The organism is Paraburkholderia silviterrae (assembly GCF_004353915.1).
GTDB lineage: Bacteria > Pseudomonadota > Gammaproteobacteria > Burkholderiales > Burkholderiaceae > Paraburkholderia > Paraburkholderia silviterrae.
This window is the reverse complement of record NZ_SMRP01000047.1, coordinates 16,860-39,702: the sequence shown is the minus strand read 5'-3', so window position 1 is coordinate 39,702 and position 22,843 is coordinate 16,860. Positions and strand designations below refer to the sequence as shown.

19 protein-coding genes are annotated in these 22,843 nt (G+C 62.1%); 11 read left to right on the top strand and 8 right to left on the bottom strand.

Annotated features, from left to right (window positions below; genetic code table 11):
* Together EYW47_RS42290 and EYW47_RS42540 are read left to right on the top strand one after the other, a co-directional pair.
* Window positions 1–172: oligopeptide/dipeptide ABC transporter ATP-binding protein (locus EYW47_RS42290; protein ID WP_338117865.1), on the top strand; the 172-nt coding region annotated here is incomplete at its 5' end.
* Between the two features lie 29 nt (window positions 173–201).
* Window positions 202–462 (top strand): integrase core domain-containing protein, encoded by a 261-nt coding sequence (locus EYW47_RS42540; RefSeq protein WP_133200029.1) that lies wholly within the window; start codon window positions 202–204, stop codon window positions 460–462.
* Here EYW47_RS42540 and EYW47_RS38420 read toward each other — a convergent pair.
* The 3 genes from EYW47_RS38420 to EYW47_RS38410 form a co-directional block, all read right to left on the bottom strand.
* The gene (locus tag EYW47_RS38420) at window positions 380–913 is read right to left on the bottom strand and encodes a GNAT family N-acetyltransferase (protein WP_240764106.1); all 534 of its coding nucleotides are present in this window, start codon (window positions 911–913) and stop codon (window positions 380–382) included. The genes EYW47_RS42540 and EYW47_RS38420 overlap by 83 nt on opposite strands.
* A gap of 63 nt (window positions 914–976) precedes the next feature.
* A complete protein-coding gene (locus EYW47_RS38415; protein ID WP_133200027.1) occupies window positions 977–2,641 on the bottom strand; it encodes an ABC-F family ATP-binding cassette domain-containing protein in 1,665 nt (554 codons plus the stop codon).
* A 694-nt stretch (window positions 2,642–3,335) separates the two neighbouring features.
* A complete protein-coding gene (locus EYW47_RS38410; protein ID WP_133200026.1) occupies window positions 3,336–4,133 on the bottom strand; it encodes an alpha/beta fold hydrolase in 798 nt (265 codons plus the stop codon).
* Window positions 4,134–4,471: 338 nt separating this feature from the next.
* Here EYW47_RS38410 and EYW47_RS38405 point away from each other — a divergent pair, with 338 nt between their 5' ends.
* The gene (locus EYW47_RS38405; protein ID WP_133200034.1) at window positions 4,472–4,960 is read left to right on the top strand and encodes a MarR family winged helix-turn-helix transcriptional regulator; all 489 of its coding nucleotides are present in this window, start codon (window positions 4,472–4,474) and stop codon (window positions 4,958–4,960) included.
* Window positions 4,961–5,128: 168 nt separating this feature from the next.
* On the opposite strand, the gene EYW47_RS38400 is transcribed toward EYW47_RS38405, so the two are convergent.
* From EYW47_RS38400 to EYW47_RS38390, 3 genes are read right to left on the bottom strand one after another with little or no spacing between them, the layout of a single operon-like run.
* Window positions 5,129–6,757 (bottom strand): GMC family oxidoreductase, encoded by a 1,629-nt coding sequence (locus EYW47_RS38400; protein ID WP_133200025.1) that lies wholly within the window; start codon window positions 6,755–6,757, stop codon window positions 5,129–5,131.
* On the bottom strand, window positions 6,754–7,362 hold the full coding sequence (locus tag EYW47_RS38395) for a thiamine pyrophosphate-dependent enzyme (RefSeq protein WP_240764105.1): 609 nt from the start codon (window positions 7,360–7,362) through the stop codon (window positions 6,754–6,756). Before EYW47_RS38395 ends, EYW47_RS38400 begins: the two co-directional genes overlap by 4 nt.
* Before the next feature lie 14 nt (window positions 7,363–7,376).
* Window positions 7,377–7,907 carry a thiamine pyrophosphate-binding protein gene (locus EYW47_RS38390; RefSeq protein ID WP_133200023.1) on the bottom strand — a complete coding sequence of 177 codons (531 nt, stop codon included), beginning with the start codon at window positions 7,905–7,907 and terminating at the stop codon, window positions 7,377–7,379.
* Between the two features lie 70 nt (window positions 7,908–7,977).
* On the opposite strand from EYW47_RS38390, the gene EYW47_RS38385 reads away from it, so the two are divergent.
* On the top strand, window positions 7,978–8,694 hold the full coding sequence (locus EYW47_RS38385; RefSeq protein ID WP_165976803.1) for a Crp/Fnr family transcriptional regulator: 717 nt from the start codon (window positions 7,978–7,980) through the stop codon (window positions 8,692–8,694).
* A 22-nt stretch (window positions 8,695–8,716) separates the two neighbouring features.
* Here EYW47_RS38385 and EYW47_RS38380 read toward each other — a convergent pair whose 3' ends face one another.
* Window positions 8,717–10,168: an MFS transporter gene (locus EYW47_RS38380; RefSeq protein ID WP_133200021.1), complete on the bottom strand. Its 1,452-nt coding sequence runs from the start codon at window positions 10,166–10,168 to the stop codon at window positions 8,717–8,719.
* A gap of 322 nt (window positions 10,169–10,490) precedes the next feature.
* Here EYW47_RS38380 and EYW47_RS38375 point away from each other — a divergent pair, with 322 nt between their 5' ends.
* Window positions 10,491–12,260: an ABC transporter ATP-binding protein/permease gene (locus EYW47_RS38375; RefSeq protein ID WP_133200020.1), complete on the top strand. Its 1,770-nt coding sequence runs from the start codon at window positions 10,491–10,493 to the stop codon at window positions 12,258–12,260.
* 17 nt (window positions 12,261–12,277) lie between these two features.
* Here the strand turns inward: EYW47_RS38375 and EYW47_RS38370 are convergent, their stop codons facing one another.
* Complete coding sequence (locus tag EYW47_RS38370; protein WP_133200019.1) at window positions 12,278–13,576, bottom strand: NAD(P)/FAD-dependent oxidoreductase; 1,299 nt, start codon at window positions 13,574–13,576, stop codon at window positions 12,278–12,280.
* 252 nt (window positions 13,577–13,828) lie between these two features.
* On the opposite strand from EYW47_RS38370, the gene EYW47_RS38365 reads away from it, so the two are divergent.
* The 6 genes from EYW47_RS38365 (at window position 13,829) to EYW47_RS38340 (ending at window position 22,836) form a co-directional block, all read left to right on the top strand.
* Entirely contained in the window at window positions 13,829–14,473 is a 645-nt protein-coding gene (locus EYW47_RS38365) for a dihydrofolate reductase family protein (RefSeq protein ID WP_133200033.1), read from the top strand.
* A 245-nt stretch (window positions 14,474–14,718) separates the two neighbouring features.
* On the top strand, window positions 14,719–15,132 hold the full coding sequence (locus EYW47_RS38360; protein WP_133200018.1) for a hypothetical protein: 414 nt from the start codon (window positions 14,719–14,721) through the stop codon (window positions 15,130–15,132).
* A gap of 186 nt (window positions 15,133–15,318) precedes the next feature.
* Complete coding sequence (locus EYW47_RS38355; RefSeq protein WP_133200017.1) at window positions 15,319–16,083, top strand: ParA family protein; 765 nt, start codon at window positions 15,319–15,321, stop codon at window positions 16,081–16,083.
* A 266-nt stretch (window positions 16,084–16,349) separates the two neighbouring features.
* On the top strand, window positions 16,350–18,746 hold the full coding sequence (locus tag EYW47_RS38350) for a xanthine dehydrogenase family protein molybdopterin-binding subunit (RefSeq protein WP_133200032.1): 2,397 nt from the start codon (window positions 16,350–16,352) through the stop codon (window positions 18,744–18,746).
* On the top strand, window positions 18,653–19,111 hold the full coding sequence (locus EYW47_RS38345) for a (2Fe-2S)-binding protein (protein ID WP_133200016.1): 459 nt from the start codon (window positions 18,653–18,655) through the stop codon (window positions 19,109–19,111). Before EYW47_RS38350 ends, EYW47_RS38345 begins: the two co-directional genes overlap by 94 nt.
* A 335-nt stretch (window positions 19,112–19,446) precedes the next feature.
* A complete protein-coding gene (locus tag EYW47_RS38340) occupies window positions 19,447–22,836 on the top strand; it encodes a hypothetical protein (protein WP_133200015.1) in 3,390 nt (1,129 codons plus the stop codon).
* The last annotated feature ends 7 nt before the right edge of the window (window positions 22,837–22,843 follow it).

The following is a 22,843-nucleotide window of genomic DNA, read 5'->3' as shown; positions in this document are numbered from 1 at the left end:
GCTCGAAGGCGAGCTGCCTTCGCCGCTGAACCCGCCTTCGGGCTGCACCTTCCATCAGCGCTGTCCGTATGCGGTCGAACGCTGCCGCCAGGAAGTGCCGCTGCTTCGCGAAGTGGATGGGCGTCAGGTGTCCTGCCATCGTGCGGAGGAGGTGGGGGAAGCGGATGCCTAGTCCGCAACGCTACGCGCGCTGCTGGAGCAATGGGGCTGCCATGTGATGACGGCGCAAGCCAGAAGCACCTGCGCAGCTTGTCAACGCGCGAAGCGTGTTTGAGCCAGCATGCGTTCGTCAGCCTGGACGATGCACGCAAACGAATCGAAGCGTGGCGCACGGACTACAACTCGGTGCGCCCGCATCGTCCCTTGCGGAACCTGGCCGCTATTCCTGATGTTGTGTTGCACGTCGGCAGACCAGGATGGGCTTTTGCTTGTAAATACCCTCGTGGTCTACCCGATACCTGAATTTATCGCCAAGTCGCAGCGACTCAACGTTCTCGGGCGAAATGATGCAAACGGTGTCACTGCCGGGCCAGCGCACATCGGCCCAATGCAGTGCCGCATCGACCGCCTCCGACGCGTAGCCAAGACGTTGCGCCCGTCGCGCCAACATCCAGCCTATCTCCGGAGCACGGTCGAACTCAGCGCTGATGCCCCGCTTGTACTGCACAAAGCCGACTTCCCCCACGAATGATCCGTTGGCCTTTTCCGTCACCACCCAATGCCCAAAGCCCATGGCCGCCCAATGGCCGAAGCTGCGAAGCAATCGCGACCAGACATCTTCACGCGTAAGCGGGTAACCGGTCACGTGACGGATAACCTCGGCATCTGACCACATTTCGTACAGGTCTTCAAAGTCCTCCATTTGCGGAGGGCGCATTAGAAGGCGTGCTGTTTCGATGATGAGTTCGGACATGGGCATTCGACCAGGAGGCGGTTTTCGATTTTATGAGGCAGCAATTTCATCAAATATGCGCTTCTACTCTGCGCCAGCCTGCTCGCGCATGCGGCGGGCTTCGTCGCGCAGGAACTGCTGGTAATCGTCCAGATCGCCGTCGAACGGCTCGACGCCGCCCTTGGTGACCAGCCAGAACTCGTCACAGACGGCGCGCAGCAGGGCCCGGTCGTGACTGACCAGCATCACTGTGCCTTCGAATTCGTTGAGCGCCATGGCCAGCGCCTCGCGTGTGGCCAGGTCGAGGTGGTTGGTAGGCTCGTCGAGCAGCAGCAGGTTGGGGCGCTGCCACACGATCATGCACAACACGAGCCGCGCCTTTTCTCCGCCGCTCATCGTGCTGACGGCCTGATGGACCGTGTCGCCGCTGAAGTTGAAAGTGCCGAGGAAGGTGCGTAGCGATTGTTCGGTGCCACTCTGGCCGGGGGCGCGCATGTGCGCAGGCGTGTCGCGCGCCAGGCGGATCATGTGTTCCATCGGCGTGTCGAGCGGGCGCAGCACGTCGAGCTCCTGCTGGGCGAAGTAGCCGATGTTCAGGCCCTTGCCTTCGCTGATTTCGCCGGCAATTGGCGCCAGCGCGTGCGCCACCGTCTTCACCAGCGTGGACTTGCCCTGGCCGTTGGCGCCGAGAATGCCGATGCGCTGCCCGGCCAGCACGGAGCGGTTGATGCCGCGCACGATGACCGTGGGCGGCGTGCCAGGCAATGCACCGGCCGGCGCGGGGTAGCCGAAGCTCGCGTCCAGCATCGACAACAGCGGGTTCGGGACGTTGAGGGGCTCCTTGAACTCGAAGTTGAACTCCGCATCCGCAAGCACCGGCGCGATCTTCTCCATGCGCTCGAGTGCCTTGACCCGGCTCTGCGCCTGTTTCGCCTTCGAGGCCTTGGCCTTGAAACGGTCGATGAACTTCTGCAGGTGGGCGATCTTGTCCGCCTGCCTCGCCACCGCGGCCTGCTGCAACACAAGCTGCTCAGCGCGCATGTCTTCGAACTTGCTGTAGTTGCCGCCATAGCGCACTAGTTTGGCGTTGTCGACGTGCACCGTCACCTGCGTGACCGCGTCGAGGAATTCGCGGTCGTGGCTGATCACGACCAGCGTGCCCTGATAGCGTTTGAGCCAGGCTTCCAGCCAGACCAGCGCGTCCAGGTCCAGGTGATTGGTTGGCTCGTCGAGCAGCAGCAGGTCGGACGGGCACATCAGCGCGCGCGCCAGCTGCAGTCGCATGCGCCAGCCGCCGGAGAAACTGTTGACGGGCTGATCAAGCTGCGCGGCCGTAAAGCCAAGTCCCAGGATCAGCGCCTGGGCACGTGCGGCGGCATCGTGTGCCCCGGCGTCGTGCAGGGCCATGTAGGCGTGCGCCATGCGCATGCCGTCGTCGCTGGCTTCGGCGGCGGCGACTTCGGCCTGCGCGGCGAGCAGGACGGTGTCGCCCTCGACTACGAAGTCGGTCGCGCCCTGTTCGGTCTCCGGCATCTCCTGGGCGACCTGGCCCATCTTCCATGCAGGGGGAATCGAGAATTCGCCGCTATCTTCGTGCAGCTTGCCGTTGAGAAGGCCGAAGAAGGACGACTTGCCGGCGCCATTGCGGCCGACAAGACCAATCTTTTCGCCGGGGGTGAGGGTGACGGACGCGCGATCGAGCACGACATTGACGCCGCGGCGCAGCGTGACATTACGGACGGAAATCATAAGGAATTACTTCGGAGAGGATTGGCATGATAGCCGACCGGACGTGCAGGGCGGTCTCTTTTCTGAGCCGCTGGCGTTTTGGGGCGCCTATCGGCTACACAGCAAGGCAGGCTCTGGGGCATCCCGGCCCTACCGGCTACTGGGGCAGGAACATCGCGGTGAACGACGGCACCTGGCCGACTGTACTTGTTCGCGGAGGCCACCCGAAAAGCGCGTTTGGAGACTGCAATGGCGGCGCTACAGAATCTTCGTTGACCTGGCCCAAGGTTGATGTGCCCCCAGCAATGACAAAATATCCCATTATCTCCCGATTTTGTGGGACTTTTTGTCGGAATCGCCATGCAACCGGCCGACCGCTCGTACGCCCTGGCGCACCCCGGCTGGATCCGGGTGACGTTCGCCGGATATTCATACGACCCTAATCCGGCTGAAACGGCCACCCGTGTGGTCATGCCGGCCGGGAGCCTTTGCAGTTGAGGATGCAGACGTCGCTCAGCTAGTCGTCATTCAATGACCACGCTGCCCGGCGTCTCGCGCTCCTGACGATCTGCCACTTGTATCGGGTGCTCCCTGATGCCGGGAAGATGCGTCGATTGCCGCGATACAGCTCGTAAGCGGACATATGCTGCCAGAGGCTGCTCTCCCGGCAATCAACAATGCGCTCGCCTACCGGTTCACTCAGGCGAGTGCTGGTTCAGCCGATCAGAAAAGCAGCGAGCTCCTCGTTGAAAACGTTGGCGGAGTCGACGTTGGAGATATGGGCTGCGTTTTGAATTTCCACGAATTTGGCCATGCGAATCTGAGCGCTCATTTCCTGGCCGATCGACGTTGGCGAGATGCGGTCGTCACTACCGGCAATGACCAATGTGGGCTTCGCGATAGCCGTCAGCCGAGTGCTCGCGTCGTAGCCGACGATGCCTTGTGCGATATACGCCAGCGATCTGCCATCGGACGTCGCGGCGATGGCGTGCCACGTCTGCCAGGTGGCAAGGCCCGCGTCGCTTGCCCGGAAGGATGCACTGACGTTCAAGGGCCACGCGCCCTCGAAGCGCTTGACCGGTCCGTCTGCACTGCGAAACGTCATGGCCCATTGATCGGCGAGCACGCGAAAGGCATCCGTTGCGGTCGAAGGGAAACTGTTCGCCAGCACCAGCCGGTCGACTAGTGTGGGGGCGCAGAGCGCAAGCTCGATGGCAATCAGGCCACCTAGCGAAAGCCCGACAATCGTGGCGCTTTCGATCTCCAGATGATCGAGCAGGGCAACGACATCGCGCGCGAGATCCGCGATGCCGAGCGGCCCGTCAATTCGCGCCGACGCTCCATGACCGGCATGATCCGGCACGATCACGCGAAACCCGGCTGCGACGAGTGGGGCGATCTGCGGGCTCCACGCGCGGCCTGAGTTTCCAATGCCGTGCAACAGCACGATGGGGCGGCCATGACCGAATTCGACATAGTAGTTACGGCGTTTTTCATGAACGTAGTAAGCCATTCTGGGTGCCTCGCGTCAGGCGTGAGAGGAGGAAAAGCGCGCATATGAGCGCGGAGAAAAGCGTGTGCGGAGCAGACAGAGCAGGAGCGCGCCCGCATGATCGAGTTCCGTCGCGGCCATGATGCCGTTCAGCAGCGGACCGACGCCCGCCATTGTCGGCCGCAGATTCAGGGCCAGCGCGACGCTCGCGCCTGCCAGGAACACGGCTCCATTCGCAGTTTTTCGACGTGGCATATAACTCGACATAAAGTATCTTGATATCGAGTAAACTAACCTGGTTACAACGGGGACGCAAGCTGATATCTTGACGTCAAGAAAATCGCATGGGAGTGGTAGAGATGGGGCGAGCCAAACGCGCGGCTGAGCAATGGCGCAAGGAGAGACCAGGCATCGACGCGAATGTCATGGCGACGGTCGGGCGTCTGATGGAGGCGACACATCTGATCGAGCGCACCCGGCTGATGCCGCTCGCGGCGCAATTTGGCTTGCAGACGGGGGAGTTCGACGTAATCGCGGCGTTGCGCCGTGCGGGTGCGCCATACCAGCTCACGCCTACTGAACTGTACGAGGCGCTGATGCTGTCCTCAGGTGCGATGACGAGCCGGCTTGACCGGCTCGAGCGCTCGGGGCTCATCGAGAGGCGAGCCTCGGCCAGGGATCGACGCAGCGTAGATGTCTGTCTAACGCAAAAAGGCGCCGATCTGATCGACGAAATCCTGCCGCATCATATTGCCAACGAGCAGGATGCGTTGAAGTCGTTGAGCGCGCGGGAGCGCGAGCAGCTCGATCGTTTGCTGGACAAACTCTTACAGGGGCTCGAGGCGTAACCGCGCATGACCGTACTTGCGCAGTTGGCCACACGCGACGAGCTCGTTCAAGGTTTCCGGGCAGCAATCGCCAAGCCACTGGACACGACCGACGACGCCACGCGCCAGAGCCCTGGTGCTTGTTTCGGCCGTTTCGGCTTTCGTGCTGATCATTGCGTTTGGGGCCGATTAGATTGTGGAACCCAGGATCAAATCAGCCCCCTTCTCACCAATCATGATTGAAGCGGCGTTGGTATTGGGCGAGCACATGGTCGGCATCACTGACGAATCGACCACGCGCAACCCATCGACGCCACGTACACGCAATTGTGGATCGACAACAGCCATCGAGTCGGTACCCATCTTGCAGGTGCCGATTGGATGCCAACTGGTTTGCCCCGTCTGCTTGATGTAGGTGAGCAGGCTATCGCTATCCTGCACGTCGATGCCCGGGCGGGTCTCGCGGGCCACCAGCGGCGTGATGCCGGACTGCTCCATCACCTTGCGCGCGAGGCCTAGCGCGCCGAGCATGGTCTGTCGGTCCGCCTCTGCGTTGAGGTACCCCGGCTCGATGATCGGAGCTGCAAAGGGGTCCGAACTACGGATGTGCAGATGGCCGCGCGATTCGGGACGCAGCTGAAAGAAGCCCACCGCGAAACCGGGGAAGGCATCGAGCCCATAGCCTTTGCCGGCGTAGCGATCAGCACCCGATAAGTGGTGTACCTGAATCTTGACACGCGGCCTCGTGTCCTCGGGCGCCAGCCGCGCCAACGCATGCACGCTGGCCGATGGCGTGGCCATGATGCCGCGCCGCGTCAGCAGGTAACGCAAGCCCATCCAGCCCTGGCGCAGGGGACTATGCATGATCTCGTTGAGCGTGATGGAGCGCGTGCACGCAAAGGCCAAACGCGACTGCAGATGGTCGATCAGATTTTCTCCCACGCCAGGCAGATCGGCCTTGACCGCAATACCCAGCGCGCCGAGCCGGGCGGCATCGCCGATGCCAGACAGTTCCAGCAGTTGTGGCGACTTGATCGGCCCCGCGCTGAGTACGACCTCGCGCGCGGCCAGCGCACGCTTCGTGACCCCGTCCTGCACGTACTCGACGCCGCTCACTCGTCGGCCATCGAACAACAGACGTGTGGCCTGCGCCTCGGTCTCGAGGCGCAGGTTGGGCTGTGGCCGCCCGTGCAGATAGCCGATTGCCGTGCTGCAGCGCCGGCCACGCCCAATCGAGAGTTGCAGGTAGCTGACACCCTCGTACTGTGCGCCGTTATAGTCCAGCGTCGCTGGAATGCCGGCCTGTTTGCAAGCCCCAATAAACGCATCGCTGAGAGGATTGGGATTGAGGCCGGCGACCGAGGAGATCGCGATCGGCCCGTCACGGCCGCGACACGCATCATCACCGCCCGCATAGCTTTCCAGGCGGCGGAAGTAGGGGAGCAGCGACGCGTAATCCCAGCCGCTGTTACCCAGCGACGCCCAGTGGTCGAACTCGGCCGGCTCGCCGCGCACGTAAATCATGCCGTTGATCGAACTGGAGCCGCCCGGCATGCGGCCACGCGGCCAATAGATCTTCTGTCCCGCGAGCTGCGATTGCGGCTCGGTAAAGAACTGCCACGCGTAGCGCGTGTTCTGCAGCAATTTGGCCACCCCGATCGGCACCCGTACCCAGAAGTCGCGCTCGCGCCGTGCGCCAGCCTCCAGCAGCATCACCTTGCCACGACACCGCTCGGCAAGCCGCGTGGCGAGCGTGGCGCCGGACGAGCCCGCACCCACGACCACGTAGTCGAACTGTTCCGTCACGATCTCGCTCATGAGCGCTCCTTTTGCCGGCTGGCATACCAGTGCCCCAATGTCCTGGCCTCTTCCCCCATGCGCGCGAACTGATGGTCCGGCATTTCGGGCTGCGGCAGTTCAGGGCCGAATCTCGTCGGCTCAGGCTCGATCGTCAGCACTACGAATACAGGTCCTTCGTGCGCCAGCAACGAAGGCAGGGCGTTGGCGAAGGCGTCGGCCTCGTCAAAGCCGGCCACCTGCGCATAGCCTGCGGCACGCGCCAGCGACGCATAGTCGACACGGCCGGCGCCCGGCGTCAGCAGATTGGACGCCCCGCCGAACTGCACGCCATTGTCGATGACGACATGCAGGTAGTGCCGAGGACATGCGTCGGCAACGGTGACGAGTCCGCCCAGTTGCATCAGCAGGCTCGCGTCGCCGTCAACCACCACCACGCCCACGTCCGGGCTCGCCAGCGCGAGGCCCAGGCCCAGACTCGCCGCGCCTCCCATCAGCGGCACCGAACTGAGACGGCGCTCGCGCTCGTCCAGCATGTCGAAGGCGCGCATCGCGCCCATCGTGGAAACGATCACCCGCTCGCCGCGCGCCTGCGCGATCAATTGGCATGCTTGTGCAATCCGCATTTCCATTTCCTCCTTCAATGCCAGGCGAGAGGCCGACCGATCACCAGCGCGGCGGGACCCCCGCGCGTACGGGCTGTGTGAATAGCTTCTTCGACCGCGTCCAGATCGGCTTCCTGCTCGAGTGGCCAGTGCGGCACGCCGAGCGTATCGAGCACGGGTTCCAGCAGGCTCACCACGCGCCGGCGCGAAGCAGTCATGGGACGGCCGTAGTTATCGTGCTCGCGGCCGAATTGACCGATAAGAAAGATGCTGGGAATGCCCGCATCCAGCGCCACCGCGCGTACCGAGTTGATGCATGCATAGAAGCCCTGGTTCTGCACCACGATCAGCGGCTTTGCACCGGCAATCGTGAGACCGGCCGCTGTACAAACTGCCTGGTCCTCGTTGCACGCACGCACGAGGGTCATCCCACCGTCTCCATGCTCGACGGCCTTGTGCAGAGCAAGTTGCACAAAGTCCGGCACTGTCACAAAATGGCTCACTCCTGCACGCCCAAGCGCCTCGATCATCGCGGACGCGGGAATGCCATGCTGCTGCTCCGACATCGGTATCTCCTCATGGTCTGTTTCGACCCACCCAGTCTATGGAACCCCGCAGCGCATTTCTGTAAATGACATGACAGATTCCAACCCTGCCGCGCTCGCGCGACTCATTGCCAACGTGTTACAGCGCGCGGCCTGGTTCCAGGACTGCAGCGCCGCCTCCCTGCAGGCAATCCAGGACCATGGCTCGATCAAGCGGCTAGGCCGTGGCGAAATGCTGATGCGTTGCGGGGAGGCTGTCGGCAAGCTCAACATGGTGCTCGACGGTGCGCTGGAGGTCAGTGCCACCAGCGCCACCGGCAAGCGGCATGTGACCAACTATCTCGAGCCCGGTCAGCTTATTGGCCTGATCCCGTTCATCGACGAAGGCGGATCGATTCATGACGTCACCGCCCACGAGAACTCGTTGGTGCTGCAACTCGATCGAGCACTGTTCGAGCGGCTGACTGCCGCCGAGCCGGCGCTGACACGCTGCCTGATGCGCACGCTGTGTCTGCGCTCACGCCGGACCTATGCGCGCCTGACCGATAGCCTGCTGCTGCCGTTGCGTCAGCGCTGCGCGCAGACACTGCTGGAGCTCGTCTCGCCCTATGGCGTTCCGGCGCCACAGGGCGTGGCGATTTCATTGAAGCTGTCCCAGGAAGAACTGGCCGACATGATCGGCTGCTCGCGGCCTATGGCTAACCGCGAGTTGAAGGAACTGGAGAAGGAGGGCGCGATCTCCATGACCTACTCGCGCTACAGCATCATCGATATCGAACGCCTGCGCGCCATCGCGGCGGGTCACTGAGTTTGCGCAGAACGACGTCACCTCAGTCCGACTGCGAAAGCCCTGCTCGAGGCTGCGGCTCTCGCTGCCCGAGCGCATCCACCGGGGTATCCGTCACGCGCCGCGGATCGATGAAGGCGGCGCCAAGCAAGCCGCCGATGATCATCATCGCGCCGCAGACGGCGAATCCAGCCGCATAGCCCGCACTGCCGCGGGCGCCTGCGTGCTGCACCAGCATGCCGGTCAGCACCGGCGCCATGACCGCGGCAATCGAAGCAATGGAGTTATCGATCGCGAGCAACGCGCCGCGACGCGACGGTGGCGCAATCTCGGCCAACAGGGCCGGCACCAGTGCATAGACGGTCGGCACCAGGCCGAGCGCGATGCAAATCAGGCCGACGTGCAGCGCAGGCGTGAAGTCGCCCAATACCAGCGTGATCAGGCAAATGCCCGCGACCGCGAGCACCGCGCCGGACATGAATCCGCGCGCGATGCGCGAAGAAACGCCCCGGGCCAGCAGCCGGCCGACCAGCCAGGAGACGGCAATCGACAGCGGGATGCCGCCGCCGACGATCAACGCGTACAGACGGCCGGACGTCACGCCGTTATAGCCGAGCCCCAGTTGCAGATAGGCAGGCAGCCAGGTCAGCGAAAGCGCCAGGCTCCAGTAGGCGACGAAATGCAACAGGAAGCACGCGAGCACGGTGGGCGTGCACAGCAGCGTGCGAAAGGACGACCCCTTCTCCTCGTGGCCATATCCGGGGCGCAGCGCATCCGTAGTGCGTGCGGTGTGAGTTTCGAGCGGACCTTCGCGACCGAAGAGCAGCCACAGCAGGCACCATGTGGCGCCAATCGCGGCCAGCACATAAAAATTGGCGCGCCAGCCCCAGTGCGCCGAGATCTGCGGAATCGAGACACCCGCCAATAGCAAACCGACACCCCCACCCTGAGCGAAGATGGAAACCGGCAGGTCGCGCTTGCTGTCCGGGAACCACTTATAGCAGGCATGCACCGCGATCGGGAAAGCGGGACCCTCCGCAACGCCAAGCAGCACGCGGCACAGCACGAGCGACACCAGGCTGGCCGATACGGCCATGGGGATCTGCAGTAAAGACCAGACCACGCCCATGACGAGCAATAGCCGAGTTGTTGACCAGCGTGTCGTCGCAAAACCGCCTGCCACGCCCGAGACGGCGAACAGCCAGAAGAAACTGCTGCCAATCAGGCCGAACTGCGTTGGCGTGATCTTCATTTCAGTCATCATCGGCACGGCCAGCATGCCGACCGCGATCTTGTCGACGAAGTTCACTATCATGAACAAGAACAGGAAGACCGTTACCTGCCAGGCTTTGCGTGCATCGTGGGGTGCCCCCATATCGTCTCCTTGATTTGCTTTTGGCCGCGACGGCGCACGGCGCGATCGCACGCGAACCGGGCCGTGCGCTTGGGTCACGCGGGCGGCCCGGATAGACTCGCGGCCATTTGTATCGTCCATTTGCCGGCAAGGAAATTCTGTAAAAAAGCGAACACATTCAAACTGCGGCGATTGCCATCGATCTCGCCCCTGTGCTGATGAAGAGGGTCGCGACAGTCTTCACGCACGCCCGGCCAAGATCAGGCGTGCGGCGCCCCGGCACCGCGCGCGACATGGGCGCTCGGACCGATCGCACCCTACAATGACCCCCATGTCCGCTCGTTGCACCTGACGAGGCTCGAAAGCGCGCACGCAAACGCCGCTGCACGAGCGCCATGCATGCACGCAGCGGACCATCACGCCGTGCAATCGGTCCGGATTCACTGTGCGTTAGGGGGTGCCCATGAGCAATCCAACTTCTGGCCCAGCATCCGGGCAACCCGACAATATCTCGGCATGGAGCCTGATCAGGCCGTACTGGGTCTCCGAGGAGCGCCGAACCGCGTGGGGCCTGCTGATCGCGATCGTCGCCATGGATTTGTTTCTGGTCGGCATCAACGCCCGCTTGAACACGTGGAACCGCGACTTCTACAACGCGCTTGAAGGCAGGAACGTACGCGAATTCCCGCAGCTGATGCTGCTCTTTAGCGCGCTCGCCTTCGCGTTCGTCGCGATCTCCGTCTATAACCGCTATCTGCGCCAGATGCTCGGCTTCCGGTGGCGCCAATGGCTGACCACGCGCTATGTCCAGGAATGGCTCGGCGACGGCACCTTCTACCGCATCGAGCGCGACCGCCTCACCGACAATCCCGATCAGCGGATTGCCGTCGACCTCGACTCGTTCGCCAACACCACGCTTTCGCTCACGCTCGACCTGCTCTCGACGCTCGAGACACTCGTCTGGTTCTCGACCATCCTGTGGAGCACGGCGGGCGCGCTGGCAGTCGTGATAGGCGGGACACCTGTCCAGATTCCTGGCTACATGTTCTGGGCGGCCATTATCTATGCGATTGGCGGCTCGGTTCTGACCAACAAGGTCGCTCACCCGCTTGTGTCGATCAACTACCAGTTGCAGCGCGTCGAGGCGGATTTCCGGTTCGGCCTGATCCGTCTGCGCGAAAACGCCGAGCAGATTGCTTTGTACGACGGCATGCGGGCCGAGGCATCGAACGCCCAGGATCTGTTCGGCCGGATTCGCGACAACTGGTGGCGCGTGATGAAGTACACGCGGCGCTATAGCTTCGTGCTCAACTTCTACGGTCAGATCGCCGACATCTTTCCGATCTTCGTGGCATCGCCCCGTTATTTCGCAGGGGTGTTCAGTTTCGGCACGCTGATGCAAATCACCGACGCATTTAGTTCGGTCAGCGAATCGCTTTCGTGGTTCATCAACAATTACGACACGCTCGTCCAATGGCGCGCAACGGTCAATCGTCTGCGCGAGTTCAGGCGCGTCATGCAGCTACCTCACCTGAAGGAATCGGTGTCGCTCGCCACCGAGCATGGCGGCATCAATCTGCACTACGTCGACGAGAGCCAGCTCGCCACCCACAAGCTCACGCTTGCGCTGCCCAACGGCGAGACGCTCGCGAGCGTGCGCGACATTGCCGTCAAGCCCGGTTCGCGCTGGCTCGTGCGCGGGCCGTCCGGCTCGGGGAAAAGCACGCTGTTGCGCGCGCTGGCGGGTCTCTGGCCGTTCGGAAATGGCTCGATCGACGCGCCTGTGAACGCGCGCATCATGTTCGTCCCGCAGCAGAGCTACCTGCCGGTTGGCACCTTGAAGACGGTGCTTGCCTACCCGGCAGCGAGCGCCAGTTTCAGCGACGAGCAATGTCGCGAGGCGCTGCATGTGTGCCAGCTTGCCGGCTACGTTGACCGATTGCACGAATCCAGCCATTGGTGGCGCATTCTGTCTCCCGGCGAGCAGCAGCGGCTAGCGGCCGCTCGCGTGCTGTTGCACCAGCCTGACTACCTGTTCCTCGACGAAGCAACGAGCGCGCTCGACAGTGAGAGCGAAGCGCATCTGTATCGCCTGTTGACCGAACGCCTGCCGAACGGGGCGATTGTCAGTGTCACGCACCGCAAGTCGCTCGCGGGATTCCACCAGGAGACGCTCGATATCGCACGTGCGCGCGGGCACACGGTGGCATCGATACGGCCGCCGTCGACGTGACCGCTTAATCAGGCTAATCAGGCGCCAGGCGCGGGCATCTCCGGCAGCGCAATCTCGACGCCACGGCGGTGCAGCGCCGAGAGCACGTGATACACGGCCTTGAAGCACATCACCGGGAGCGCAGCGCGCCAGCTCCCCCGGAGATTGCCTGCCAGCAGATTGACGACGCCGTCGCGCATCCACAAGCGATTGGACGGCGCCATGAAAAGCGTGCGCATGACAGGATCGTTCACTCGATAGATGAGCCAGCTGATCCGGTCCATTGCCTCGGACAATTCCTTGTTGGCTGCTTGTGCAAGCTTCATTCCCCGTGCCGGATCGTCGAGCCAGACGTGGGCGACCTCGGCGCCGAGCTCGCCACCCGTCATCGCCATCAATACGCCGGTCGAGAACATCGGATCGACAAATCCATAGGCGTCGCCGATCATCAAAAAGCCGTTACCGTTGCCCTCGCGCGCGCGATAGCTGTAATTGGCCGTGCTGTGCACCTCCGATACGCGCTGGGCGCCTTGCACGCGAGCCGCGACGGTCGGGCTCGAAGCGATGCGCTCGCTCAGCAAATCGGCTGGCGTTCCCGTGCGCGCTTTCCATGCCGATTGATTGCCGACGAAGCCAATGCTCATGGTGTCGCCGGGTAGCGGGATCAGCCAGAACCAGCCATCCTCCGCAAGGTGAATGCTGATGTAGCCCGCGAGCTCGCCTTCACGACGCGTGACGCCAGTGAAATGCGCATAGACGGCCGCCGTGTTGTTGTACTTGTTCGAGGTCTTGACTTTCATCCGCGACGCGAGAAACGTGTCGCGGCCAGAAGCGTCGAGCACATAGCGTGGATGCCATTCGCGCGTGCCGCCCGATTCGTCCTGCGCGGACACGACGTGACGTCCGCCGGCATCGTCGAGCTTGACTTCGGTAACACGGGTGCGCTCGAAGCATTGGGCCCCGCGCGCGATGGCGTGTCTGAACAACAAGGCGTCAAAGTCCGCGCGCCGTACTTGCCAGGCGTGCGTACGGTCGCGATTCAGGGCGTTGCCGAATGGAAACGCGCAACTGCGGCCCGTGCGGTCCGAGACGAACTCCGCACCCGGCTTGTGGACACCGATTTCCCGCACCTGATCCAGAACGCCGAGCCGCTCGAAAATGTCGAGATTGCGTGGCAGCAGGCTTTCGCCGATATGGAAGCGCGGGTGCGCTTCCTTCTCCACGAGCACGACGTCGCGTCCTTTCATCGCGAGGAAGGCCGCCGCCGTCGCGCCAGCGGGCCCGCCGCCGATAATCAGCACGTCGGGCCGGCTCGTATCGCTTTTCGATGAGTTCATTGCGCTAACTTCCTAAAAATTCAGTGGCCCGGCTGAGCAATTTGTGTTCCTGAGCGGCGCAATGGCAAACAGTCCGCCTGTTTCCCGATGGCGTGCCGTGATCGATGGCGCTATTCTGCCATCGCAAATAGTTCGCTCGTTCGTGCGATAGAGCGGATAAGTGTGATACTGGATGGAGGGGCCGCTGCTGCAAGGCTCGTGAAGGCACGGCGGCTGCGCAAACCTTGGGATTGTAGCGACAGGAGAGTGGAAATGAGCAAAGTGCAAGTGAGCGCATTTTCGATCTCGATCGATGGTTACGGCGCGGGGCCGCGCCAAAGCCTGCAGAATCCGCTCGGCGTTGGCGGACTGGCGTTGCATGAGTGGGCATTCGCGACGCGAACGTTCCGGCGCATGTTTGGCCAGGATGGTGGATCCACCGGGCTCGACGAAGATTTCGCGGCGCGCAGCTTCGATAACGTGGGCGCGTGGATCCTGGGGCGGAACATGTTCGGACCCGTGCGCGGGCCGTGGCTAGACGACACCTGGAAGGGGTGGTGGGGAGAGAATCCACCTTATCACGTCCCCGTTTTCGTGCTGACCCATTACCCCCGTGCATCGATCGTGATGGAGGGCGGCACGATCTTTCACTTCGTCACCGAGGGTATTCAGGCCGCGCTCGAGCGCGCGAGGGCAGCGGCTAACGGCAAGGACGTGCGGATCGGCGGAGGCGTGGCGGTTATTCAGCAGTATCTGAGGGCGCGGCTTATCGACGAATTGCACATTGCGATTTCGCCGGTGCTTCTCGGGTCGGGTGAGCGCTTGTTCGGCGATATGGATATGGTCGAGCTGGGCTATCGATGCACGGAGCATGTGAGCACGGAAAAAGCGACGCACGTCGTCCTGCAGCGGGAATGAGCGCAGCGGTCTGCAAGCGTTCAGGAGGGGGCTGCGCCGAGGTACGCGAATACGGCGAGATCACGGAGAGTTCAGTCAAATGGCATAAATTGGGGAGACGGCTCGATATTTCGCGGCTTGGCAGTTAGCCTTTATAGCTTTGCCAAATGGATATGCGCGAGTCAAGGGGCTTGAATGGCGCGATATTTCAATGCATAGTGACAAGAAAATAACGCCGTAGACAGGCTATCCAATGAGCGAGTTACATGACCAATAAAAAGAGCAGTCGGCCCATACTCGTATGGGTCATCTCCGCTTATTCTGCGTATTCAATTCTGGCGGTCGCGCTGATCTCGGTTTGGGTGCTGTCAAATGTGGATTCCTCTCCGCTGGCATTCATCGTGGCCCATGCGTTTTCGCCAGTCGAATGGGTGTTGATGGGGCTTCACGTGGCACTCGAATTTTCCGCTGCATGCGCGCTATTTACGCTGCGGCGCTTCGCATTCCCCTTGTCTTTCATGGCGCTTTGTATTACTGCAGTCCAAACACTAATGTGTCTTCTGAATTACTCGCAGGAGTTCATCGTCGCTACAATGCCATGGATGATATTCAGTTGGGTGGTTGATATAGGAATATGTCTCTATGCACGCAACCTGCGCTCTCGTGGCGTGCTGGCATAGGGGCTGTTCACGCTAATAACAGGCCCTGGGCCCGACACGCGCTACGGCTCCGCGTGGTGACGATTGTCGACGATTCGCCTGCCGCTGCCTCACGACCCGTACTGGCCCCAATGTGATGGCCATCAGTCAGCAATAATGTTCAGGTAAGCTGCTGCCTTTGGGCCAATTTGCGTTCAAGGGGCGAGCATGCGGCGTGTTGTATTCAATCAGAAAGGCGGCGTTGGTAAATCGACCATCGTCTGTAACCTGGCGGCCGTGAGCGCCAGCGAAGGCAAGCGCACACTGGTCATCGACCTCGATGGCCAGGCGAATTCAACTCAGTACCTGCTCGGCGCGCGCGCCAGCGAGACGCATCCCACTGTAGCCGGCTTCTTTGAAACCGCGTTGACGTTCAGCTTCCGGCCCGTGGAGGCGACCGCATTCATTCATCCGACACCGTTTGAGAACCTGGACGTCATGCCCGGCCATGCGGATCTGGACACCTTGCACGGCAAGCTGGAGTCGCGCTACAAGATCTACAAGCTGCGCGATGCGCTCAAAGAACTCGACATGTACGATGCGATTTACATCGACACGCCGCCTGCGTTGAACTTCTACACCCGCTCCGCGCTGATCGCCGTCGAGCGTTGTCTGATTCCGTTCGACTGCGATGACTTCTCCCGGCGCGCGCTTTACACGCTGCTGGAAAACGTGAAGGAGATCCAGCAAGACCACAATGCCGCGCTGGAGGTGGAGGGCATTGTCATCAACCAGTTTCAGCCTCGTGCGAGCCTGCCGCAAAAGCTGGTCGACGAGCTTGTCAGCGAGGGCTTGCCGGTGCTGGCCTCGCGGCTGTCGTCGTCGGTGAAGATCCGCGAGTCCCATCAACAGTCCGTGCCCGTCGTTCATCTCGATCCCGGGCACAAGCTTGCGCAGGAGTATCGAGCCCTGCATCGTGAGCTGACCGCATAGCGGCGGTGCGCGCCGGTTTGCATACCTTCCTTTCCCATTGCGCCGATGCTCTTTTTTCAGCAAGCGCTCCACTTGTCTGAATCGTATTCGAATTCGCAATCGCCAGATCTAGTGACTAATATAGGTGATTAAAGAAGCAGAAAAATAAGCGCTTTTATGCGGCAACGCGTATCTCGATCGCTAGCAAGGCAAGCTGCAACGTGAAATTCCAGGCTTCGGCCTGCGCCGACTTTCAAACGCAGCAAGAACATTCGGTGGACGATGTCATGCTGGCGCGGAGAACCTTTCTTATCGGCGGTGCGAGTGTCGCGGGGTTGGGCGTGCTCGCGATCGGATGGTCAGCACTGCCATCGAATGGAAGACTGCTGCCGAGCCGGCCGATCGATACGACCGGCAGCAATGTCGTGCTCAATGGCTGGCTGATGATCGATACCGGCAACCATGTCACGATCGTCATGAGCAAGGCGGAGATGGGGCAGGGCATCCATACCGGCGCGGCGATGTTGCTGGCAGAGGAGCTGGGAGCGGACTGGTCCCAGGTCCGTGTCGTCGATGCTCCCATCGACTCGCTGTACACGAACCGCGAAAACATCGCGCATGCGCTGGCCATTCGCCCCGACGATCACAGTTGGACGGCGCAGGGCGAAGAAGAGGGCGCGCGCTTTCTCGCGCGCTTCGCCGGCACCATGGTGACGGGCGGCTCGACGAGCATTGTCGACCTTTGGATGCCGATGCGCGAAGCGGGGGCATCGGCTCGCGTCATGCTTTGCGCTGCGGCCGCAAAGGCGTGGAAAGTCCCCATCGACAAGTGCGAAACACGCGCGGGCCATGTGCTTTGGGGCTCGGCAAAATCAGCGACGTTCGGAGAGCTTGTTGAAGCGGCAAAGCTCGAGCAGCCTCCCACTCACGTCACGCTCAAGGATAAATCGCAGTTCACGATTATCGGCCAGCGCTTCAAGCGCATCGAGGCACAATCGAAAATCGATGGATCCGCGCGCTTCGGCATCGACGCGCTCCCCCCCGATCTGCTTTACGCCAGCGTCACGATGTGTCCGACGCTCGGCGGCAAGGCGACCGGCTATGACAGCTCGAAGGTGAAGACTACCGAGGGCGTGCATGACATTTTCACGGTCGAGCCTTACCACGGCGGTACAGGCGGCGTTGCGGTCATCGCTGCGAATCCGTTCATCGCCATGCGCACGCTCTGCCAGTTGTCGTGCACATGGGATCACGGCCCGGCGGCAAAGGTCAGCGATGCGGACATTCTCGCAACCTTGAACGGGGCGCTGAACGGCGGCGCGGATGCGGAGATTTTCTACTCGACGGGTGACGTCGAAAGGACGCTCAAGGAATCGAAACCGCTGACCATGCAATACGAAGCCCCCTACCTTGCGCATGCCGCGCTGGAACCCATTAACTGCACGGTTCAGGTCAAGGACGGTGAGGCGGCGATCTGGGTCTCCACGCAGATTCCCATGGCGGCGCGAACGGCCGTGGCGAAGTTCCTGAAGCTGCACGAAGACAAGGTGCAGGTGCATCAGTGCCTAGTTGGCGGCGGATTCGGCCGCCGGCTCGAAGTCGACTATATCGTCCAGGCGGCGGCGATCGCACTGCGTGCGAAGGGACGGCCGGTGCAGACCATCTGGCCGCGTGCGCAGGACACGACGCACGACTTCTATCGTCCCGCATGCGTATCGCGATTCGCGGGCGCGCTCGGCCCGGACGGCAACTTGATCGCCTGGAAGAACGAGTCGGCCAGCCAGTCGGTCAATCGGGAAGCGCTGCCGCGCGCTTTCGGCACGCCGAAGATCGTCTTCGACATCGTCAAGGACGTCACCAGTGCGGAGGGCGCGTTCGATCAGCCGTACGAATGCGAGAACATGGCCGTCACGCACCATACCGTGTCGCTACCGATACCCATAGGCAACTGGCGCTCGGTTGGGCATTCGCTTCATGCGTTCTTTGTCGAAAGCTTTATCGACGAGATGGCGACGGCCGCGCACAAGGACCCGTTCCAGTTCCGGCTGGACATGCTGAAAAGGCCGGAGCACCAGCGGCACGCGCAAGTGCTGCGGGCACTCATGGCGTTTTCCCGGTGGCCGAGCCTGGCGAGGCATGACGCAACCACGGCCAGTGGCATGGCGATGCACGAATCATTTGGCAGCGTGGTCGCCCAGGTGGCGCAAGTGCAGAAGGTCGACGACTGCTTCCGGGTCACGCGGGTCTACTGCGTGATTGATTGCGGTATCGCGATCAACCCGAATCTCGTCGAGCAGCAAATGGAGAGCGGCATTATTTTTGGGCTGTCGGCCGCCTTGCAGCAACGCGTCACCATTGTGAACGGCCAGGTTCAGCAGCGGTATTTTCCCGATTTCCCGCTCGTCAATATGTCGACTTGCCCTGAGATTCACATACAAGTGCTGCAGTTGGGCACCGAGCCGCAGGGCGTTGGCGAAGCGGGTACGCCGCCCATTGCGCCTGCCGTAGCGAATGCGCTCTTCGCACTCACGGGAGTGCGCACGCGCCGCCTTCCCCTTATTGAGCCGCCCGTTCCTTGCGGAGGTGATATATGGTGTCAGTCAGTATTAACGGGCGAACTGTCGTCTTGCATTCTCCCGCAGACACTCCGCTGCTCTGGGCGCTCCGGTGCGAGCACAAACTGACGGGGACCAAGTTCGGTTGCGGCATCGGCGTGTGCGGCGCTTGCACGGTCTTGCTCGATAACGTCGCCAAGCCGTCTTGCCAGACTGCCCTGTCGGCAATTGACAATGCGCGTGTCGTCACCATCGAAGGGCTCGATAGCCCGGAAGCTCGCGCGCTGAAGAAAGCGTGGCTCGAATACGACGTCGTCCAGTGTGGCTATTGTCAAAGCGCTCAACTGATCGCCGCGACGGCGTTGCTTTATCGCCATCGCCACCCAACCGACGCCGATATCGACGAGGCGATGAAGGGGATCGCATGCCGCTGCGGCACGTTTCCTCGCATTCGCAAAGCCGTCCATGCAGCGGCCCTTTCGCTGGGGCCGTGATCGTCTGCGCGAGCGAATGATTGCGCTGCTTCGATAACGAACATGCATTTTGGTTTCAGCGTAATGGTTGGGATTTCATTGAGAAGGATTCGAAACTAATGTAACCAAATTGACATTCGCTAAGCGTCGCCTATATTGTCCTCACCGTCACCGGGCGTGCGTAAATGACATCGGTGCGCGAGCAGGTTCGACTGCTCGCCATCGGGAGCCGGTATTGAATGCTTCGCGAGCGCGGTCGAAGCGTGCCGGCAGTGCACACCACGGCGCCTCGCTTTGCGGCAGTTACACAGCAGCCATTGCTCCTTGGGTTTCGCACCTTCAGGGGAGGGGCGGTCATGCGTTCACTGTTCAGTTCACGAAGCGAATGGCGCATGCTGGCGCGTCGGCAATGTCTTTCGTCATGCGTAATAACTGGCGTCCTGATGGGGGCTTCCTGCCTGTTGGCATGGAGCGCGGCGAATGCTGCCGCAACGGCGGCATCGGCGCCAGTGGCGTGCGCATCGGCGAGCTGCGCGCCAGCGACGTCAAAGCCGGCGGCGTGCAAATCGGCGGCATCGTCGGCCAAAGCGGCATGTGAGGCCGACGCGACGGAACTGGCGAATGCGATCAAGCGCTATCCCGCTGCGTCGGTCGCCCCCCCGCCTTCGAAAGATGGCCCGCCGGATGGCGAGGTCGACAAGAGCGCCCCACCCGATGAGGCCGGGGCCACGGTCACCGCCCGAGGCGTGCGCCTGTTTCCGCGCAACGAACAGTGCTTCCCGACGGAAACGCGAAATCTCTTCAGTGAGGTCGACAAAGTCGTCGTTGGCGCCGACCGCACGCCGCGCCCAATGGACTGGTTCGACGGACACAGCGTTCCGAAGGCCGCGCGCTCCGCCATCATGGGGCAGAACACCTGGATGCTGTGGGGCGAGGGCAACGAGGCGTTCTGGGGCTGGGTGCAGGAGAACGGCTACGGCATTGCGGACTTTCTCGTCCTGCTCAATTCGAAGAACCGCGCCCATCGTTTCAGGGACGGCGGGCTGATCAACCAGCCCGGCATGGTCGAGCGCGACACGCCCATGACTGGCCTCGGCCTCTATATCGACGGACCTGACGGCGACAAGGTCACCCTGCATGCGCCGCAGAACGATGTTGGCGCAGACGGCAAGTCCGTGGAGCCTGTGAAGATGCCCAACGACCCGGCGCATCACCACCAGACATTTTTTGAGGTGGACCCCGAGGCTCAAGCGCTCTATGACCAGGCCATCGCTCAGCTCGGCAACGATGGCGTCGACCCACTCGTCTATGGCTATCCTTCCGGCGTCGTGGGTCTGCGGCTATGGCCGAATCCGGACTTCTTCGGCAAGTCGCCGGCCGCGAAGCAAGCCCGCGAGCACTGGAACGAGCAGGTTGTCAGCGATCAGGGCAAGCGTTACTACTCGACCGATCCCAAGGACGCGGATTTTCACGCCGATCCTTTGCTCATCCGGCCGTTTCGCGTCAGCATGGCGTGCTCGTTCTGCCATGTCGGCCCGCATCCGCTCTCGCCGCCCAAGGATATGGAGCATCCCGAGTGGGGGGATATGTCGAGCATGATCGGCAACCAGTACTGGCTACCCTCGAACGCCTTCACGAACCTGAAGACGCCCGATAGCTTCCTTTGGCAATTCGTCGCGAGCCAGCAGCCCGGGACCATCGACACCTCGCTCGTGGCCACGGACCACATCAACAATCCGAACACGATCAACGCAATTTTTGAAGTGAACGCGCGCCTTGCCCGCGCCGCCATCAACCCGCCCGAGGAGCAAAGCAAGAGCAACCTGATGCTGCGCGGGATCGAGGACGCCCCGCTTTTCACGCTCGATCCGCGCCACACGCCGCGCGTGTTGCTCGATGGCGCCGATAGCATCGGCATCGAAGGCGCGCTGTTGCGCGTGTATCTGAACATCGGCGCTTACTCGGAGCAATGGCGCAGGGTGCAGAACACGATTGTCGGCTTCACGGCACAGCGGCCGTTCGATATCGCGACCATCAAGGAAAAATCGGTCTATTGGAATACGACCGAGCATTTTCGCGTGGAAGAGCTGGAGAACTTCTTCACGTACGTCACGCAATCGGGCGCGACGGTCACGCAGCCGATGAAACTCGCCTCGACCGAAGAGGGGCTCGCGCGGATCAACGCCAATCAGGCCGATAGCGAAAAGGGCCGCGACGTATTCATTCGCAATTGCGCGATTTGCCATTCCAGCAAACAGCCGCCCAATCTGCAAATCTCGTTCTCTCACGATTGGCGCACCGCGAACGCGGACGCTCAGGGCGGCATCACGCTGCCCATGGACTTCGCCGATTGGGAGGCGTTCAAGCTGAGCGCGCCCTGGCTCGCCTATGTGGACCGGCTGCAGAAATACATTGCGGCGCAGCCGAACGGCGGGCAGGACTTTTTCGAAAAGGATAACTATCTTTCGACGGATGTGCGCGTGCCGATCACCCTCGTCGGCACCAATTCGCAGCGCGCGGTGGGCACCAACGGGATGCGCGGCCAGGTCTGGGACAACTTCTCGTCGGAGACGTACAAGTCGCTGCCAGCAGTGGGCGTGGTCCACTTCTACAATCCGTTCAGGAAAACGAGCGCCGTCGACAAGTGGGGGAACAACGACGAATACGCGCCCCCCGGCGGCGGCCCGGGCTACTACCGGCCGGCCTCGCTCGTCAGCGTCTGGGCGACGGCGCCATTGCTGCACAACAATGCGCTCGGCATCTATAACCGCGATCCGTCTGTCAAGGGCCGGCTCGAGGCATACGACGACGCGATCGACAAGCTGTTCAACAACAGCAAGCGGGCCGTTATCGGCACGCCCGCATATGGCGCCGCGCGGCTCGTGAACGTGTATCCCGCGCAAAAAGAGGCGTTCTGCCATGACCACCCGGCCGACCAGAGTCTCGAATGCAGTGCGCTGCGCGGTGATTTCCGGCAGTCGTTCGCGGCAGCGGGCGTGGCCGATCAACCGGGCTTCAGGGACATCGGCTTTATCTATAGAACAACGAAGGATTCCTATATCGATTTCGCGCCGAGATACATCAAGCCGCTCGTCAGCGGTATTTTGGGCGAGCGTTTGACATCGATTCTGTTCATCTATGTGTGGCTGGTGCTGGCCCTGATCGCCTTCGTACTGATTTTCGTGGGGCAACCTCGCCTTGCCGGCGGTTTGCTCGCCTTGCTCGCGGCGCTGGTGGCGACCGTGTTGCGCGTTTCGGGCGTGGACACGATCTATCTGGGGCTGTGGCTCATTCCGCTTGTCCCGTTTGTGTTAGCGGTGGCGTTCTTCCGCTTCCCCAATAAGCAGGGCTGGGCGCGCGCGTTCTTCGCAGTGAGCGTCGTGGTGTTCGCCGTCATGGGCGGCTTGGGCAAGGCGCTGCTCGACGGGCGCCTGATCGGCATCGACATCGGCCCCATTCCGCGCGGCACGCCGGTCAATCTCCTCATGAACATCGACCCGGACGCACCCACGGTGGATCTCCTCCATGCGGCCGCTGGCCTCACGCGCGGGGTGCTGCTGGTGCGTCGCGACGACCCGAAAGACGGCAGCTTCAAGGCGCTCGGCGAATTCCAGCGCGAGGCCGGCCCGGCGCTGCTCAAGGCCAGCAAGTGTCCCGACTTCGTGCTGGACCGCGGGCACTGGTTCGGAGAGACGCTGTCCGACGACGAAAAGCGGCAACTGAAGGCCTTCCTCGAAACGCTCTGACTCGTCA